Source organism: Desulfotalea psychrophila LSv54 (genome assembly GCF_000025945.1).
Lineage (GTDB): Bacteria > Desulfobacterota > Desulfobulbia > Desulfobulbales > Desulfocapsaceae > Desulfotalea > Desulfotalea psychrophila.
In genome coordinates, this window is record NC_006138.1 from 1,562,936 (window position 1) to 1,580,725 (window position 17,790).

Annotated in this window: 15 protein-coding genes and 1 pseudogene; 10 read left to right on the plus strand and 6 right to left on the minus strand. The window is 45.5% G+C overall.

Features of this window, described 5'->3' with window-relative positions:
* Window positions 1-64: 64 nt before the first annotated feature.
* Entirely contained in the window at window positions 65-1,381 is a 1,317-nt protein-coding gene (brnQ, locus tag DP_RS07105) for a branched-chain amino acid transport system II carrier protein (RefSeq protein ID WP_011188638.1), read from the plus strand.
* A gap of 244 nt (window positions 1,382-1,625) precedes the next feature.
* Entirely contained in the window at window positions 1,626-2,399 is a 774-nt protein-coding gene (locus tag DP_RS17395) for a DUF134 domain-containing protein (protein ID WP_011188639.1), read from the plus strand.
* A 112-nt stretch (window positions 2,400-2,511) separates the two neighbouring features.
* Here DP_RS17395 and DP_RS07120 read toward each other — a convergent pair whose 3' ends face one another.
* Window positions 2,512-2,982: a retropepsin-like aspartic protease gene (locus DP_RS07120; protein WP_041277739.1), complete on the minus strand. Its 471-nt coding sequence runs from the start codon at window positions 2,980-2,982 to the stop codon at window positions 2,512-2,514.
* A gap of 388 nt (window positions 2,983-3,370) precedes the next feature.
* The gene (locus DP_RS07125; RefSeq protein WP_011188641.1) at window positions 3,371-3,691 is read right to left on the minus strand and encodes a hypothetical protein; all 321 of its coding nucleotides are present in this window, start codon (window positions 3,689-3,691) and stop codon (window positions 3,371-3,373) included.
* A gap of 376 nt (window positions 3,692-4,067) precedes the next feature.
* Between DP_RS07125 and DP_RS07130 the strand changes: the two genes are divergently transcribed.
* The 6 genes from DP_RS07130 to DP_RS07165 all read left to right on the plus strand — a co-directional run bounded on the left by DP_RS07130 (window position 4,068) and on the right by DP_RS07165 (window position 11,042).
* Complete coding sequence (locus tag DP_RS07130) at window positions 4,068-4,781, plus strand: HD-GYP domain-containing protein (protein WP_156792224.1); 714 nt, start codon at window positions 4,068-4,070, stop codon at window positions 4,779-4,781.
* A 700-nt stretch (window positions 4,782-5,481) separates the two neighbouring features.
* Window positions 5,482-5,700: a hypothetical protein gene (locus tag DP_RS07145; protein WP_041277740.1), complete on the plus strand. Its 219-nt coding sequence runs from the start codon at window positions 5,482-5,484 to the stop codon at window positions 5,698-5,700.
* Between the two features lie 522 nt (window positions 5,701-6,222).
* Entirely contained in the window at window positions 6,223-6,666 is a 444-nt protein-coding gene (locus tag DP_RS07150) for a DUF1499 domain-containing protein (protein WP_041277741.1), read from the plus strand.
* Window positions 6,667-6,806: 140 nt separating this feature from the next.
* A complete protein-coding gene (locus tag DP_RS07155; RefSeq protein ID WP_041277742.1) occupies window positions 6,807-7,349 on the plus strand; it encodes an HD domain-containing protein in 543 nt (180 codons plus the stop codon).
* Window positions 7,350-8,109: 760 nt separating this feature from the next.
* Window positions 8,110-9,111: an ABC transporter substrate-binding protein gene (locus DP_RS07160; RefSeq protein ID WP_011188647.1), complete on the plus strand. Its 1,002-nt coding sequence runs from the start codon at window positions 8,110-8,112 to the stop codon at window positions 9,109-9,111.
* Window positions 9,108-11,042, plus strand: a complete 1,935-nt coding sequence (locus tag DP_RS07165) for a SpoIIE family protein phosphatase (RefSeq protein ID WP_041277743.1) — start codon at window positions 9,108-9,110, stop codon at window positions 11,040-11,042. Before DP_RS07160 ends, DP_RS07165 begins: the two co-directional genes overlap by 4 nt.
* Before the next feature lie 163 nt (window positions 11,043-11,205).
* On the opposite strand, the gene DP_RS07170 is transcribed toward DP_RS07165, so the two are convergent.
* Window positions 11,206-12,177 carry a proline iminopeptidase-family hydrolase gene (locus tag DP_RS07170; protein WP_011188649.1) on the minus strand — a complete coding sequence of 324 codons (972 nt, stop codon included), beginning with the start codon at window positions 12,175-12,177 and terminating at the stop codon, window positions 11,206-11,208.
* A gap of 838 nt (window positions 12,178-13,015) precedes the next feature.
* Between DP_RS07170 and DP_RS18770 the strand changes: the two genes are divergently transcribed.
* Window positions 13,016-13,309, plus strand: coding sequence for a super-infection exclusion protein B (locus DP_RS18770; RefSeq protein ID WP_011188651.1), 294 nt, complete (start codon window positions 13,016-13,018; stop codon window positions 13,307-13,309).
* A gap of 43 nt (window positions 13,310-13,352) precedes the next feature.
* Window positions 13,353-13,580: pseudogene (locus tag DP_RS18775) on the plus strand (super-infection exclusion protein B); the annotation flags it as partial.
* A gap of 208 nt (window positions 13,581-13,788) precedes the next feature.
* On the opposite strand, the gene DP_RS07185 reads toward DP_RS18775, so the two are convergent.
* From DP_RS07185 to DP_RS07195, 3 genes are all read right to left on the minus strand, one after another.
* A complete protein-coding gene (locus tag DP_RS07185) occupies window positions 13,789-15,105 on the minus strand; it encodes a uracil-xanthine permease family protein (RefSeq protein WP_041277744.1) in 1,317 nt (438 codons plus the stop codon).
* A 537-nt stretch (window positions 15,106-15,642) separates the two neighbouring features.
* Window positions 15,643-16,917 (minus strand): DEAD/DEAH box helicase, encoded by a 1,275-nt coding sequence (locus DP_RS07190; protein WP_011188654.1) that lies wholly within the window; start codon window positions 16,915-16,917, stop codon window positions 15,643-15,645.
* A gap of 212 nt (window positions 16,918-17,129) precedes the next feature.
* A complete protein-coding gene (locus DP_RS07195; protein WP_011188655.1) occupies window positions 17,130-17,552 on the minus strand; it encodes a hypothetical protein in 423 nt (140 codons plus the stop codon).
* Window positions 17,553-17,790: the final 238 nt, after the last annotated feature.

Sequence of the window (17,790 nt, forward strand, 5' to 3'; positions counted from 1 at the left end):
GTGTTGGCTAGCTATGCACCGTCTTTAATCATTATCAGTGAGTTAAATTTATGGAGGAGGAGTAGTGAAGAAAGAATTGAGGGATGTGGTTGTTGTTGGAGCTGCGCTGTTTGCGATGTTTTTTGGGGCTGGGAATCTGATCTTTCCACCTGCACTGGGATTTCTTGCCGGAGACAACTGGTTTCTCTGTATGCTTGGCTTTCTCCTCACTGGTGTTGGTCTGCCTATTTTGGGTGTTGTGGCCATTGCCAGAAGTAAGGGCTCATTTGATCTCTTTGCCGGCAGGGTTCATCCGGCCTTTGCCAAGATTTTGGGTACGGGCATTGTCCTTTCCATTGGTCCCTTTCTGGCCATTCCCAGAACCGCTGCCACCGTCTATGAGATTGGCATTCAGCCCATGTTCAGTGATGTAAGCCCGGTATTGGTATCGGCTCTCTACTTTTCCATCACCCTGCTCTTTGTTCTTAAGCCGTCGAGTATTATTGATAAAATAGGCAAGTTTCTTACCCCTGCCCTTCTGCTTATCATTACTATTATTATCTTTATTGGGGTAAGCCAGCCCATGGGGGTACCTTTGGATACCGCCTTTGCCCACCCCTTTTCCAATGGTTTTTCCGAAGGTTATCAGACCATGGATGCCATGGCCTCTATTCTCTTTGCCGGTCTTATTCTCACGGCCCTAAAGGCCAAGGGTTATACGGAGCCAAAACAGCAGATGAAACTGGCCTGTCAGTCAGGTCTCATTGCCGGGGCCGGCCTGATGTTTGTCTATGGCGGTCTCCTCTATCTGGGCGCAACTGGTAATAATGTCTTTCCTGCAGGTATTTCCCGGGCGGATCTGATTGTCTCTATGACCAATACCATCCTGGGGAGAACGGGCCAGATTGCCATGTGCCTTGTGGTCTCCGTTGCCTGTCTGACCACGGCTGTTGGCCTCACCGCCGTTGTCGGAGACTACTTTTCAGAACTTAGTGGCGGCAAACTGGCCTATAAGCCGGTTGTTCTGGCTACCACCATCTTCAGTGCCTGTATTTCGGTTTCGGGTATTGAAAATATTGTTAAACTGTCGGTACCGCTTCTGATCATCGCCTACCCGGTTATTATTGTTCTGATCCTCCTCACCCTTATCGGCAAAAACCTTAATGCCGGTGTCTTCCGGGGTGCGGTGGCTGGTGCTGTCTTTGTCAGCCTCTTTGACGTTCTCTCCTATCTCAAGATTGAAACGGGCACCGCCGGGAGCTTTATTGCCAAACTTCCCTTTGCCTCCTCGGGATTTGGCTGGATACTGCCCGCTACCCTTGGCGCTGTGCTCTTTGGCACCCTGATGCAGAAGATGGCCAAGCCGGTTAATACCCTCAGCAATCATCATCACGGTGCTTAGTCAGGCCCCTGCAGAATTGTTTAGGATCGACTAGCTCTCCCTTAATCCCCGCCCTTTGGTGGGGATTTTTTTTTGCCCACCTGTACTATACAAAACCCTTATCTACAAAGCGTCTCTGGCAATACCCTCTCCAGATGGTTTTACTTTTGTTTTGGGTATATGACCAAAATACCCTTGACAGCAATCTCCGTCGGATCTACAGTTATAGTCAAATGACCAAAACAACTTATCCAGAGGAGGATTGATGCCAAGGCCCAAGCTACCAAGATTTATTGAAATGCATCCCGAGGTGGAGGGATTTAGCCCGGATGGTATTAGCCATACTGGGGATACCACCCTCTCCATGGAGGAGTTTGAGGCCATAAGGCTCAGTGACTATCTCGGGCTTGATCAGTCTCAGGCAGCTGAGCAGATGAACATATCAAGACAGACATTTGGCCGAGTATTAAGGCAGGCACGTTTTATTCTCTCTCAGGCCCTGGTCACGGGCAAACGCCTCAAGGTTGGGGGTGGTTGCTATAAGATGCAGGGTAGGGGGGGGCGGAGAAGACGTGGCAGAACAACCATAGATCTCAAGGAGGATCTCATGACTCAGGCAGAACAGGAAAATAGTCAGCTTAATCAGGCGGGCAGTGGCGAGAATGAGCAAAGCCCAGTTCAGGGACCAGGTCAGGGCAGGGGCCAGGGACAGGCCTTAGGCCAGGGCCAGAGACAGGGCCAGGAACCAGGTCAGGGTCGGGGCTTAGGTCGAGGACCGGGTCAGGGCTTAGGGCAAGGACCAGGACAGGGCTTAGGTCAGAGAAGACCGGGCCAAGGTCAGGGCGGTCAGGGATTAGGTCAGGGCTCGGGTCAAGGTCAGGGCTTAGGTCAGAAACCGGGACAAGGTCAGGGCTTAGGGCAAGGTCAGGGCTTAGGCCAGGGTAGAGGTCAGGGCCAGGGTGGTGGACGCGGCGTGGGAGGAGGACGAGGCCTCGGTTGTGGCAAGAGAGACGGCAGCTGCAGACAGAACAATAAATAGTAAAGTCAGAATTAATAGAAGAGCCAATCGCCCTATGAGGTGGTTGGCTTTTTTTTTGCCTGGTCGGAGTGAGAGGCGATGGCCTTTCTCCCAAGGGGAGTCTTTACTAGCTCTACATCCAGACGATATACTTATTTTCAAAGTCTATTTTGAAGGGATGTTTCTTGAGGAAATCCACTCCCAGCAGGCCCCTGTTTTGGGACCCAGATTGCGGGTATGTCGAGACGGTGAAATTGTACTCATGCTCCGTGCTAACCCTTAGCATATCCAGCTCCACAGAGCGGCCATAGCATTTTGAACCATTGGCGACCGTTGCCACCACCTTTGGTCCATAGTTAGCTCTCATCCCCTTTAGATATCTATAGGGGATGGTTGTATGGCTGGAGCCCGTGTCGAGCACCATATAAACCCTTTTGCTTCTGCCTCTATGTCGCAGGGTGACCGGAATAAGTATTTGATTGTTAATGATAGTTATTTTGGTGATATTTTTTTTCGCCCTATTGACACTGCTGCCGATATTTTTGCCATTTGCTCCAGGCACAGCTAAAAAGAATAACAGCACAAACAGGGATAAAAAACGCATTTTCAAACTTTCTCCTCAGGCTATTTTCTCTCCTTAAATATTAAAACGTGCCACCTTTTTTGCCTGTTCTCCTCTGCTGGACAAAAACAGGTATCGTCCATTTACCAAATTTTGCTGTGAAATACCACGCATTTTCAAGCAGGTTCAAGAGCTGTGGAAAATGGCTGGAAATTAATTTTTGTACGCCTGCTGAGGAGCTTGCGAAGAACAGTCAGTTAATTCGTGGCAAGGTGGGGGGGGCTATAAAAAAAAGCTAACAAAAAAGGGCCTTAAAAGCTCTGCCAGCTCTTAAGGCCCTTTCTGTTTTATGGTCGGAGTGAGAGACGAATCACTGTCCTGGGTTTACTAAGACCATTCTCATACTTTTTTTTCTGCTAAAATAAAGCGCCTATTGATAGCTCAGGTCAATATCAAGGCTGTCAAGCATCTGCTCCAGGGTCGCAAGAGAACTGTGGCACTGGCTAATATGTTGTTCAAAGGGGTGAATGGAATCTACCAGGGCACAGGCCTGGGCGGCATGGAGACGTAAAGAGGAGATTTTTTCGCTGGCGCTATTAAGGTTCACCTCTCGATCCTTTAAGATTTTCTCGATCTCATCGCAGATGTGGCTGATGGTCGCATGGCCTGTGTAGCGTTCGATTTCGCTCTGGTCGGCCAGATTGTCGAGTAGCTTTTTGATTGCCTTTACAGCTAGGTAGTAGTCGAGCATGGCTGTCTCTCCTTATATTTTTTGAGTAAGTCGGGAGTAGAAGGAAGAGACTCTCTTATTGGCTCCTCTCCGAGTCTCTTGCTTATTTTAAGCCTAGCAGGGAAGAGATCCTCTTTCAAATGAGAACTCAACTTATTGTCGGAGTGGCGATAGGAGGGGGGCTGCTGCCTGCAAAGAGGTCAAAGATTATCATGCTTGGCAAAAAATATTAGGTACGCCTTATAATACTCTTGACTAAATAGAATAATATTGGCTATATACCTCTCATAAATAGATATTATCTGTAATTTATGGTGAGTCATCCTTGCCAATTGGCCGGACAGCACGGGGGTAAGTGCCGCTGGGCTTTATTCAGACATTTTGGGGAGAATTAGTTTTGTCATCTTTTAGCGCCAAGCCTGTATCCTTATTGCCCAGTGTTTTGGGTCTTCATTCCGTGGTTGATATGGTGGTCGCGACACTTGATATTCGTGATCCTTATACCTCTGAACACTCCCATCGTGTCGCCGGTCTAGCTGAACTTTTGGCTGAGGCGATGGCACTTTCTCCTGAACAGTGCCGTCTTGTCCATTACGCGGCCCATCTTCATGATATAGGTAAGATAGGGGTGTCTGATAGTACCTTAAATAAAATTGGAAAATTGACAGCTGAAGAGATGGCGGAGATGCAGGCTCATTCGGAAATCGGGGCAATGATCCTCAGTAAAAATCCGGAATTTACCCTCTTGGCAGAGATTGTTCGGCATCACCACGAACGTTGGGATGGTAAGGGTTATCCTGATGGCATAAGTGGTGATGCCATTCCACTTGAATCTCGGATCATCGGTCTGGCAGATGCCTTTGATGCGATGACATCAGATCGTCCATATAGAGCTCATAAAACACATGAATGGGCCCTTGAGGAGATTAAGAAGCACGCAGGTAGTCAATTTTGCCCTGAATGTGTCAGCATTTTCCTCACCCTTCGCGCAAAATTAAAACTTAATCAGTATCAAAGTAGTAAGAGAGCCTTCTCTCACCATCAGGCCAATGTCAGACATCATACTCTTATGCACTCTCAGCGGATCAGATCAATGCCAACAAGACATTGAGAAGTCTGTAAAGAACGGATGTTGATTTTCTGGCCTCTGTTGCTCTACTCTGGAGCAGGGCATGTAAAGAGCACGAAGAGTGTCAGAAAAAAATGTATCGAGGCTAGGGGGTAACTGCCTGGACAGGGCATGATCTTCGACGCAGCAGGAGAATCCTGCCTGCCGAGAGGGTGTACCGCCTGACACAGGCGAATCTTGTGTTGCCTTTTACTGCCATCGAGAACGGTAATGGTATCACCATCAGCAATGCTGATAACCTTGTCAGAAAGTGTCTGTGTCTGGGTAGTTGTACTTGCAAATAATAGGCAGATAAAAAAATTGCTCACTCATGTAATTCATCAAGTGTGATAAGTTCAAAGCTTACATCATCCCACCAAATACTTAAAATAATGTAATTTGTCTTTTCCCGCCCCGTTCTCTGTGTACCTGTGACAATATAAGAAGTTGGCCGATAGTTCTTGGTGGACTTTTGGCTGCCCGCAGGTCTCTGTTTACAGAAGCCAAATCTCTTTTGAGTTGATGTTGTTTTTTTGATATCATCCGTAGTGGATGCAGGTCTGCGTTTGTCGGCCTTTGAGTCAGGCAAGGTTGGCAGGCACCTGGAAAAGGAGGTGAGCCATCCCCGTATAAGTGGCTTTAGTTACATCTTTATCTGATTGATTAAGCAAGGAATTTTTTGAATTTAAAAGGAGAAAAAATTATGAGTACAGCCGGAAATGATATCGCTCAAATGAACGATCAGATAGCAAAGTATGGTTCCGTTACTCAGTTTGGTATTCGCATCTCAAGCATTACGGGTACAGCCGACGATCCGAATCAGAGTTCCGGCATCGCTTCCAAGACGGACAAAGGTCTTGGTGGCTATAATGGTAGTTGGGAGGTGGGCAACTGGGGGGATACCCTGAGATTTACTGTTTAGGAGCAGTGACTCCAGAACGTTGGTTCGTTCAGGTCTCGGGTATCCGGCCCGAGGTCTGAATCGGACTTAAAGGTAAAGGTGTCTGTCTATGATTTTTGTAATTCGGCCCAACCTCTCATTGGAGCCATTACTGTGAATTCTGTGGACACTTTACTTAATTATTTGTGGAATTCATCATGAAGAACATAATCCAACATTGAACGCGGACGGGCGAAAAAGCCCGACATCCGGTTAATTCAGCGTTAATATTGTCAAATCGAAAGGCTTTGCTCAATGCTTCAAGTTGAAATTTATATTGTAGGTTACGGATCTCGAATCTAGTCTCTTGTAGGCTGTTTGTCGACGTTTTCAAGGCCTGCCTGGCATTTATTTGAGCTGTTCAAAGGGGAGGATTAGTGATCGTCCGAGATCTGGGACAAATTTAACGATTTAGAGGTGAAGAACAACTGCATTATGGCTTATGGTGCAGGCCTGTATTGCTGGGCCTGTTAGGTGGAAAAGACCCAAAAGGGCGGAAGAGCAATGAAAAAACAAATTATAGTTGTTCTGGTAAACTTATTATTATTAACGGGGTGTGCGGGAACTATGTCTGAGCTGGGGATAAAAAATGGTGAGCTGACGCCGTGCCCGAAAACACCAAACTGTGTGAATAGTCAGGCGGTTGGAGAAAAACATTATATTCAACCTATCCGTTACGCAGGAACACGGCAGGAGATGCGAGTCCGTCTCTTGCAGATACTTGAGGCCGAAAAGCGAACAAATATTCTGACGGTTCAGGAGGATTATGTTCGAGTAGAATTTACGTCAGCATTGTTTCGATTTGTTGATGACGTGGAGTTTTATTTTCCGGAGGAGCAAAGCGGCGAGACGGTTATTTATGTTCGATCCGCTTCCCGGCTCGGATATTCTGATCTTGGTGCCAACCGGAAACGAATTGAGTGGATTCGAGGTGAATTTAATAAATAGGTTTTAGACCTCTAGCGGCGTCGCTGAATAACGCTTGCCCAAGTTAGGTGCTTTCTTGCCGGTAACCCGGCAGCTCTTCACTGGTAGAGATGTTGCACTTATTATTTGAACTCAGCTTAGGGATTTTTAAAAGATATATCATGAATAATTGGGATCAAGATAAATATCTAGAAGCGTGGAATTTTGCCTCTGCCATTCATAATGGGCAAAAGATACCTGGAAGCGATATACCTTATATTAATCACCTTGGGCTCGTTGCAATGGAGGCGGTAGCAACTGTAGCCAATAAAAACATCCAAAATTCTAATATTCTTGTTTTGTGTGCGTTATTGCATGATTCTATTGAGGATACGGCAACGACCCATGAAGATATTAAAAAAATATTTGGCTCTGATATTGCTGATGGCGTTTTATCGCTCACTAAAAATAAAAAATTGCCTTCCAAGGTTGAACAAATGCTGGACAGTATTGCTAGAATAAAAACTCAACCTAAAGAGGTGTGGATGGTTAAGTTATGTGATCGAATCACGAATTTACAACCACCGCCAAGGCACTGGAACAAAGAAAAAATTGGCAAATATCAAAATGAAGCTCGCCTTATATTAGAGAAATTAGGAGAGGCAAGCCAGTTTCTTGCAGAAAGATTAAAAATGAAAATTGATGCATATGACCAATATTTATAAAAATCATAGGCCCTGTTGCATAAATTATGAGGGAAAAAAATCAGCTCTTCTCTACTCCATCTCATCTGCTTATAGCACTCTTTGCTGTCCGCGGCACCATCGCCTGATATCTGTTTAATGCGACGACGAAGAGGGTTCAATAAGGGTCTCAAGGCCTTGGCATCACGAACTGACTTTATTGGAATTTCACTTAGGCGATTAGTTTCTGTATCAATAGCAAGGTGAAATTTGTGTCAAATTCTATGCCTTGCAGCTCCCTCTTCTTCATCTATCTTGCCCGTGCTTTCCGTCCTGCCCTATGATTATTAACTTCCCTTGGCCAGGCTGGTGAGACTTGAACTTGACTGCTTGAGCTCGATTGCATTGTCATGCTTCGTCCTCTCAATCCAGGTTGTTCAGTGTTGGACCAATTTTTGCTAACTATTCCAGTGAAATGTGGAGGGTGAGTCTGAATGATAGTTTCTGCAGAGAAAAGTATTGATTCTTTGTGTTTTTAAAATAATTTACATATAATTTTTTTATGAGTACTTAAAGTACTATAGCAAAAAGCCTAAAAGTACAGGGGATTTTTATGATTTCTTCAGGCGATTTTCAAACCAAAACAATTCGCTTATCCTTCCCTTTTGCTACCATGTCTCATCTACCCCTTCGCGCATCTTCATACCGTAGAGGCTTGTTGTGGGTATACAAATTATAAAATAATATGAGCTTTTAAAATCATTGTCTATCCTTTTGCCTACGTTTTTAAGGAGAGCCCTTAATGGAGCAGAACCGTAATCCTCTTGTCCATATCTACAGAGTAGCAACAGAGATATTTTTTATTGCCCTGCTCATCTGCTTCTCAGCAGCCCTATCCCTTGCTGCTAAACATGTCCGACTCGCATTGCAATGGTACCCGCAGGCACAATTTGCCGGCTATTACATGGCGCACGAAAAAGGAATATATGCCTCTCATGGTCTTGAGGTGGAAATACTTCCTGGCAGTGCAAATATGAATGGTTGTGAAAAAGTTCGCCTGGGAAAAGCAGAATTTGCTACAGCATTTTTATCTGATGCTTTGCAACTGCGCTCTCAAGGTGTACCTCTTGTTAATGTTGGTCAGTTTGTGCAGCGATCTGCGCTTATGCTGGTGGCCCGTAAGGATTCGGGGATAAAGACTATTCATGACCTTGATGGAGCCAGGATTGGCACCTGGGGTGAGGACTTTTGTCTGCAGCCTAAAGCCCTGTTCAAGCGTGAGGGGTTGAATGTGACACTTGTCAGGCAATCTCAGTCGTTTGAGCTGTTCATGCGCGGCGGCATCGATGTGGGTTTGGCTATGTGGTACAACGAGTATCATCGCTTGCTCTCCTATGGCTTGAATGAGGATGAGATGACCATCTTCTTTTTTAGCGATTTGGAGATGAATCTGCCAGAAGACGGAATTTACAGTCTGGAGTCTACCTTTAACGAATCTCCAGAGACTGCCCAAACGCTGGTGGAGGCGACTGCCGAAGGTTGGTTGTACGCCTTTGCTCACCCTGAAGAGACTGTCGACACCATGCTTCGCATCATGAAAGAGAGCAAGGTCAAGGCCAATAGAGCCCATCAAACATGGATGCTGGACCGCATGAAAGATCTTCTCTTAGTCAAAGGGCAAAAGCAATTAAAGACGATACTGAAAGAGAGCGATTTCATTCGGACCCAAGAGGTGCTGCGCTTTCCAGGAGGCAAGCAGTCAGAGTTGATATACCAGGATTTCTACAAAGGAGACCTGCAATGAGAATAAACGGAATCGCCTTTCGGCTGGCGTCACTCACCCTGGCCTTTTCCACCCTGATTTTTGCCGTTATTATTGGCTATAATTATACAGTTTCACGTGGAATTATTGAAGATCTTGCTGAAGATCGGGGCACCCTTTTAGCCGCATCAACAGGTCAGCGAATAGCTGCAGTGCTGAACTCTATGGAAAAGGTTGCCGACTCTATTGCCTTTTCCCTTGAGGATGGCAACCTCAATGAAAAACGGCTCCAGGAACTGGGGACGCAGGTCCTCATGAATAATCAGGAAATTTTTGGGACTGCCATAGCATTTGAACCCTACGGATTTGATCCGGAAAAGCTGTATTACGCCCCCTACTCTTTTCGCTCACAGAACAAAATATCGTCCACCAACCTTGGCAGGCCGGGTTATCAGTATTTTTATATGGACTGGTATCAGTTGGCAAAAGAGTTGGAAAAATCGATTTGGACTGAACCCTACTTCGATACCGGAGGGGGGCATCAGCTTATGTCCACCTATTCCGTTCCCTTTTACCGTAAGGATGGAAAAGAAGAGGTGCTGGCGGGAGTGGTTACGGCTGATATCTCTCTTGACTGGATGCAGAAGCTGATAGCTGAGATCAATACAAATGAAACCGGCTATGTTTTTTTGCTTTCGCGCTACGGTACATACATTGCCCATCCCAATGCAAAGGTGGTGATGAACGAGACGATCTTCACCTCCGCTGAAAACCAGGGACAACCTCTTCTTCGTGACATAGGGAGACGGATGGTTGCGGGCGAGTCTGGAGTTGAAGAACTGGCAGATTTACCTTTAACCGGGGACAGCTTTCTCTACTTTACCTCTTTACCTGAGCAAGAGTGGTCCATTGGGGTTGTTTTTCCAAAACAGGAGATGTTTGCCGGGGTAGCACGTTTGACCAAAGAGGTCGTCACCTTGGCTGTTCTTGGCTTTGTAGCTCTAGCCCTGCTCCTGATCTATCTTTCCTGTAAAATCACCCGTCCTCTTCGAAGTCTTACCGGCTCGGTAAATGACATTGCCTCTGGTAATTTGGATGTAGATCTGCCTGCTGTTGTCGCCCAGGATGAGGTTGGCGAACTGACAGGATCAATTATAACCATGCGTGATTCCCTGAAACAATATATCGCTAACCTGACGGAAACTACCGCGGTTAAAGAGCGCATCGAGTCTGAGCTTCGTATTGCCCATGATATTCAGATGTCTATTCTGCCTAAGCTCTTCCCGGCATTTCCCAATAGATCTGAATTTGATATTTACGCAAGCATTGAGCCAGCAAGGGAGGTCGGTGGCGATCTCTATGATTTTTTCTTCATTGATGAGAATCGGTTCTGCTTTCTGGTGGGTGACGTCTCTGGTAAGGGCGTACCGGCTGCGTTCTACATGGCTGTCACCAAAACTCTGCTTAAGGTGGTCGCTGAAAGGGGGCTTAATCCGGGTGAAATACTGGCGAAGGTTAATAATGATCTGGCCGAAGATAACGATGCCTGTATGTTTGTCACCCTGTTTTTGGCGGTGATTGATATTGGTACTGGAGAGGTGCTTTATGCCAATGCAGGTCATAACCCGCCCCTCTTTATACCTAAGGGTGGAAAAGCAGAATGGATACCTCCATTAAACGAGCTGGTGGCAGGTGCAATGGAGGATTCTGTTTATACAACTAAATCTATGACCATGCAGCCCGGGGATACCCTCTTTATCTATACCGACGGGGTCACTGAAGCCATGGACAGTAAACAGAGCCTCTATTCAGATGATCGTTTACTTACAGAAGTAGACCGCTGTAGCGGCCTTGCTGCGAAGCCGTTCATCCATGCCATCGATGACTCCATAAAAGCATTTACCGGTGGGGCCGAGCAATCGGACGATATAACCATGCTTGCCATGCAGTTTCTTGGCAAAAAGAATATTTAATAGAAGGATAACTGTTGGGCTCCCGATTGGTTGGCAAGCTTATGTAGTATGGGGAAGGGGAGAAGCATAGCCTCTCCCTGCGGGTGGTCTGCTCTGCTCATCAGGCAGTCGCGGCAGAAGCAGATTACTCTGGAGGGGACGGGTATCGCGTCACAGGCGCGGCTTAGCGCGTCCTGCCCATGCCGCTGTTCGACAGGCTTTCCACTTCTTTAAAGAAAATCCGTTGCCGTTCGAGGAGTTCCAATGGTCTGTCCACAGGGGTCATGTGGGCGCTTCCCTCTATGATGTAATACTGAGGATTATTGGCAAATCCAGACTGCCATTTTGTATAGGCTGGCGTACACAGATCGTCGCTTCCGCAAGTCATAAGAATAGGAACATTCAATTTGGACAGTTGCAAGGTTACGTCGATCGTTTTTAGCGTTCCCAGCACATTCAATTCCGAGCCGCTGGCAACCATAGTGTCGTGGATTGCGGCACTTCGTGCGGCAATCAATTTCTGCATTGCCTTAGGTAATGGCCAGGTGTGGGTAACATGCTTCTTACTGAACTCCAGGCAAGCTGCGTCGTAGTCGTTCTTTGTTCCTAAGCCCCTCAACTCATAATCATCTATCACCTGTCCGCCTTTTCCATTGAGGCAGCTCAAGCCCTGCTTAAGTGCCGGGGCAACATGAGTGCTGTAATAGGGAAAACTCAGTATTGGGCTATGGAGAGAAATGGACAATATGCCGGTGGGGTGTTTGGCAGCAAATCCGACAGCCAGAGTGGTTCCCCATGAATGACCAATTAAATGGTACTTCTTCAAGCTCAGACCATCCCGAATCGCTTTCACCTCAGCAAAATATCGTTCTGCAGTCCACAGGGACGGATTCTCCGGCCGCTCTGATTTTCCGCAGCCCAGTTGATCGTAGAAGATTACAGGGCGTTCATCACTCAATGCCTGAAACGCTACCAGATTATGATGATTTCCTCCGGGACCGCCGTGCAGAACCAAGGCTGGAGGGGCACTGCCGGAGCCAATTCTGCCGTACCATAATTTGTAGGTATGATCATTATAGGTGTAATCGATAAAACCTTCGCTATCATAAGCTGGTTCAGTTAAGATTTTGTCTATGAATGATTGCTCTTTATTCATGGTCTTTTCGTCTCGCGACATACAGCCGGTCATCATTACTATAATTAAGGTACAGAATACGCTCCAACATAACAAACATCTATGACTGATTATGTATTTCATAAGCCCTCTGTCAAACAAATTGTTATCCGGTTTTCTGATATCATCTCAAAACACAATTTGCCAAGGCAGCCATGATACCGGTTTTTTAACCGGATATCGCGACAGAACCTCTTGCTCTGGATGTGTCTTTCGCTGCCAGAAATTTCTCACTTCCCTCTTGTCGAATTCGCTCAAGATCCACTGATGAGGTCGTTAATATATAGTGCTTGTGAAACTTCACCTCAAAGTATTTGCTTATGTCATTATCACCATTTTATGGGCTTGGCTTTTTTCACTGTTTGCGAGACAATTCTATAAAACAGTCACTCCTAGATTTTAGCGAAACAATAGACCTAAGGCAAGGATCAGTCATGAAAACCAGCACAGCCCATTACAGGCCAGCAAGACTTTCTCGGCAAGCCATCAGTCACATTATAGATAGTGGCAGGCCTTGTTGCTTAAATAGAAGTTGTCAGCATTGCTCGATGATGTTTTCTTATAACATAGAGCATTGGAGGATGCAGGGGAGACAGCAGGAGAAAGATCGAAAACTGGCCGGAGTGGGGCAGAGAGAGGAGCTAGTTTTTTTCCCTCATGCTTTATGCAATAAGGCCACAAGGCCATCCAACCGACTCCGCAACCTTGCCCATTTTTTGCAAAAGAGATAGCAATAAATAGGGCCACCTTGCCCCTTCATCGCTAATTTTAGCCAACTTTGCCTCTTAATGAGGCCTTATTTTTCGGAGATCATCAATAAATGGATATATCAGCAATAGCAAAATTTATAAAATCACCTACCTTGTATATTTTTCTTACCTGTATCATTAGTGGCATGTTCTTGTTTTTAACTGAATCTTTTTTAACTGATTTAGAGCTTATTTCGTTTGAGAAGGATTATAAAAAATGGGTTACTGTTGTCTTTCTTTTCTCGTTAGGTTTTTTTGTTTTGAACCTACTGAATATGGCATATAAAAACTATCAAAAGAACTACCAGGAAAAAATTGTTGAAGCTGAAATTAATGAACATAAAAAAGATTCTCTAAAAAAATAGTCGTGATGCCAAAGCCTTAACGTCAACTTGGGATGATCGCGAAAAATCGATATTAAGAGAGTTTTTTGTTCAAGAAAAAAAGATGATTGAAATGTCAAATGACGACCCTGTAGCTCTTGGTCTTATAGATAAGCACATTATAAGCCAAGTTGGCAAAAACGATACTGATAATAATATAATTGGTTTGACCTGCTACTTTGAAATTACTGAAGAGGCGAAAGAACTTATTGAACAGTTTGGGCTTGATAAAACCAATCAGGTAAACAACTAAATTCAGGCTTCGCAAGATTTTGAGCAGCGGATCATGGCTAAGATGCTATAAAATTTTTGAAATAAATATAACAAGGCAAATTAATTCGGATTGGTAAAAGGCGCGGTGTTTTTAAGCCCTCCATGGGCATTTGTCTTGGGGTGGCACGGGGATAGTGCTGCTTCACGGGCAAGCAGCACCAAGCATCTCTCGCCACTCTATAACAAAGTTACCCCAACTCTTCTGGCAGAATCATATTGAGAATAATGGCAATAAGAGCCGCCGGAAGAATTCCCGAAGTAAGGAGGATTTTGGTGGTTCCAGGAAGATGTTGTAGCGCTTCCGGAACTGCCTGAAAACCAAGTCCTATGGAGAGAGCCAGGGCGAGGATAAGCATATTACGCTTATTCCATACCACATCACTGAGCATATTAATGCCAGCGGAGATCACCATACCAAACATCACAATCACACTTCCGCCTAAAACAGCAATGGGCATCGCCGAAATAACTGCTCCCACCTTTGGTACAAGTCCCGCCATAATCAGAAAAAGAGCGCCAATAGTTACAACGTGACGACTCATCACCCCGGTCATGGAGACAAGGCCAACATTTTGTGAAAAAGAGGTATTGGGAAGGGCGCCAAAAAAAGCACCTAAGGTTGTGCCAAGCCCATCGGCCATGGTTGCCCCGGCAATCTCTTTTTCGGTTGCTTCACGGCCAGCGCCACCCTGGGTTATCCCCGAGACATCGCCCACGGTTTCAATGGCGGAAACAAAAGCCATCAGTGACATGGCAAAGACACTGCTTAGGCTCAGTTCAAAACCAAAGTGCAGTGGAGTAGGCATTGCAAACCAGGCTGCGTTTTCGATATGGGAAAAGTTGACCATTCCCATGGATATTGCGACAAGATAGCCTACGATAAGACCAATAAGAACCGAGGCGGTGGAGAGCATGCCCCGTCCAAAAAATTTTAGGATCAGGGTAACAAAAAGAACGGTAAGCGAGAGTCCCCAATGTTGCATGGAGCCAAACTCCTCGGTTCCCATAAGCGGTACGCCACCTGCTGCATACTGAATACCGATAGGAATTAATGAAAGACCAATGGTAAGCACCACAATTCCTGTTACCAGGGGCGGCAAAAAATTACGGATTCGGCCAATAACTGTGCCAAGGAAAAAGTGAAAAATGCCACTGAGCATAATGCTTCCGTAAAGAGCCGAAATTCCAGCAATTTTAACCAAAGGGATCATGATTGGCAGGAAGGCAAATGAAGTACCTTGGACAATGGGTAGGCGGGCGCCAACAGGACCAAGTCCCACGGTTTGCAAGAGGGTGGCGATACCAGCAAAGGTCATAACCATCTGAATCATATAGACCATCTCAGGAGAACCAAAGGTGAATCCTGCGGCCAGGGAGATGATAATTGCCGGGGTGATATTTGAGATAAACATCGCCAGTACATGCTGGATGCCAAGGGGGATAGCCAGGTGAAGAGGTGGAAGATAATTGGGATCTTTCAACTGCTCTTTCTTTGTAAAGCTCATAGTGTCAACCTTAAAAAAGCGGGAACATATTCGAAAGCTGACAAAATAGCGACACAAATTACAATAAAACCCCTTTTTAACGAACAAAGTGAGCTTTCTGGGGAGGAACAGCTTTTAGCAACTGCGGAAAAACGGTCGACGACTTATTTTTCAGCCAGCGTCTTTTGGCGAATTCATGACGGGGAAGGAAAATAGGCGAGGAGTGTTATCCATTAAGATGATTCCGTATTCCTATGCTCCCGGGCGGAAGTATTAGCTCATAATAATTTCTGACGGACAAAATTATTATGTATTGGAGGTGTTAGGTACTTGTAGGGATATTGAGTAAAATGTCTTCTTGTGTTGTTTTGCTGCTGCTCCGTAAAAGGAACCCTGGAGTGAAATAAGGGCTTAACAGTTGGGTAAAACTGTTAAGCCCTTATTTGTTTTGCAGAGTACTCACGTGATTGGACCTACCCCAAAGAAGGGGAGACACTCTCTTTCTGATAAATCCCCACCTGATAACTATTAAACGCCGTTAAAGCAGTGGTCTCTGGCTTAAAGATATTCTTTCCAGTGCTTGCGTTTTGTTTTTGCGGGTTTTCCTGCCTGCCCCTTAGATTTACCTTTACGCCGAGGTGGATCAGGTTCAAAATTACCATACTCCTCATCTTCATCTGATAACACTACTGCTGGCTTCTTGCTCGGCGCAAAACCTTGGACGATATCACGTTCAAATTTACGGCCAATCAGCTTCTCAATAGAGGCGAGTTGCTGAGCTTCATCTTCACTGAAAAATGAAACCGCTAAGCCAGAGGTACCAGCACGGCCGGTACGACCAATGCGATGCACATAGTCTTCTGCTACATAGGGGAGATCAAAGTTAATCACGCACGGTAGTTGATGAACATCAATGCCCCGAGAGGCAATATCTGTTGCGACCAATACCACAACACTCCCGTTTTTAAAACCATCTAAGGCACGTGTCCGTGCATATTGGGTTCTGTTGGCATGAATTGATTCGGCATTAATGCCAGCTTCTTTGAGCTGAGTAACTAAGGTGTCGGCTCCACGCTTGGTACGACTAAAGACCAAAAGTTGCTGCCAATTGTACTTTTTAATTAGGTGAATCAATAATGCACTCTTTCGTTCCTGATCTACAGGATGCATTTTCTGCTTAATGGAATCGACAATATTTTTATCGGTATCCACTTCAATCAAAACAGGATCATGTAGCATGCCCCCTGCAAGTGACTTGATCTCTTCTGAAAATGTAGCTGAGAACATCAAAGTTTGACGCTTGGCTGGAAGTAATGTTTGGATGTGACGGATATCGTCGATAAAGCCTAAATCCAACATACGATCTGCTTCATCGAGTACCAATATTTTAAGTGCGTCAAAGCTCACTGCCTGTTGATTATAAAGATCAAGCAAACGGCCAGGTGTTGCAACAAGCACATCTAGACCAGCCTGTAGTTTGGCTATCTGTGGCTCAATTCTTACTCCACCAAATGCTGCGCCAGTGCGAATATTCATCATGCTGCCATAGGTTTGAACACTTTCGGCAACTTGAGCTGCAAGCTCACGGGTTGGTGTAATAACAAGCGCACGTACTGTGCATGGCTGTGGACTATCGCCACCAGACAATAACTGTACCATAGGTAAGGTAAAGCCAGCCGTTTTTCCCGTGCCAGTGTGTGCCACCGCCATAACATCACGCTGATTCAGCACCACTGGAATAGCTTCCGTTTGTATCTGTGATGGAGTGGTGTATCCTTGCTCTGCGACGGTTTGCAAAAGTTCATCACACAAGCCTAAAATGGCAAATGACATGGGTATTCCTTGGATTGATTACTGTTTTCAGAGAGTACCATCCCACCCGGGAGCATGGGAATGAGTTGGGCATTAGGGGCGGGTGATACTCTGCATAGGTTCATGTTAGCACAAATCTCTTGGCAACCAGCGAAGCGCATCCCAAACAGCGCCTTGGTATGTGCGCTAATATTTATTATGAGTATCTGCTTGGTTGGCAACCTAAGGCTGGCCTATTCTGCTAAGAGCTTTTTAAGCAGCTCATCTATTTCCCTTTGAAGTTCTTTATCTACAATTTTATTCGCACTAATTTTGGCTTCTTGGAGATTCTTGAGAGCTTCGTCAGTTCGACCTAATTCTACCTGTAATGTAGCCATAGAGTATGCAATTGAAGACATATGGTCTTTTGAATTTATAGCGATTGCCTTCTCCAGGGCCTTTTCGTAGCCAGTTACGGCAACTTCCAAATTTTCTGTAAAATCCGCAAGTGTTTCCCACTGTTCAGGGTGATCTTTGGCGGTATTTTCGTTATCGATGCAAATAGCCTTGAGTTCTGCATAGAGCCTATCAAATTCCTTTTCACTCTTTTGCTTAGACGCATGCATGAGCTTTTCAGACAGGGTATAGACGGCCTTATATATCTTGCTATTAATCATTACTCATTACCTTTTCTCTACAAAATGATTTTTTAGTGAGATGAAACAAAGTACATTATGCTGGAGGTGGACAGCAAGCGCAAGATATTAAAATTTGAAAAGTGGGTGAGCGGGAGCCGGTTTTCGATCCTACACGGCCTTGTTGCATAAATCATGAGGGCAGAAAATCATCTTCCCTCCACTCCATTACATCTTAGCAAACAGTCTCTCGAACAGGCATTCCAAAAGCGGTAATCTT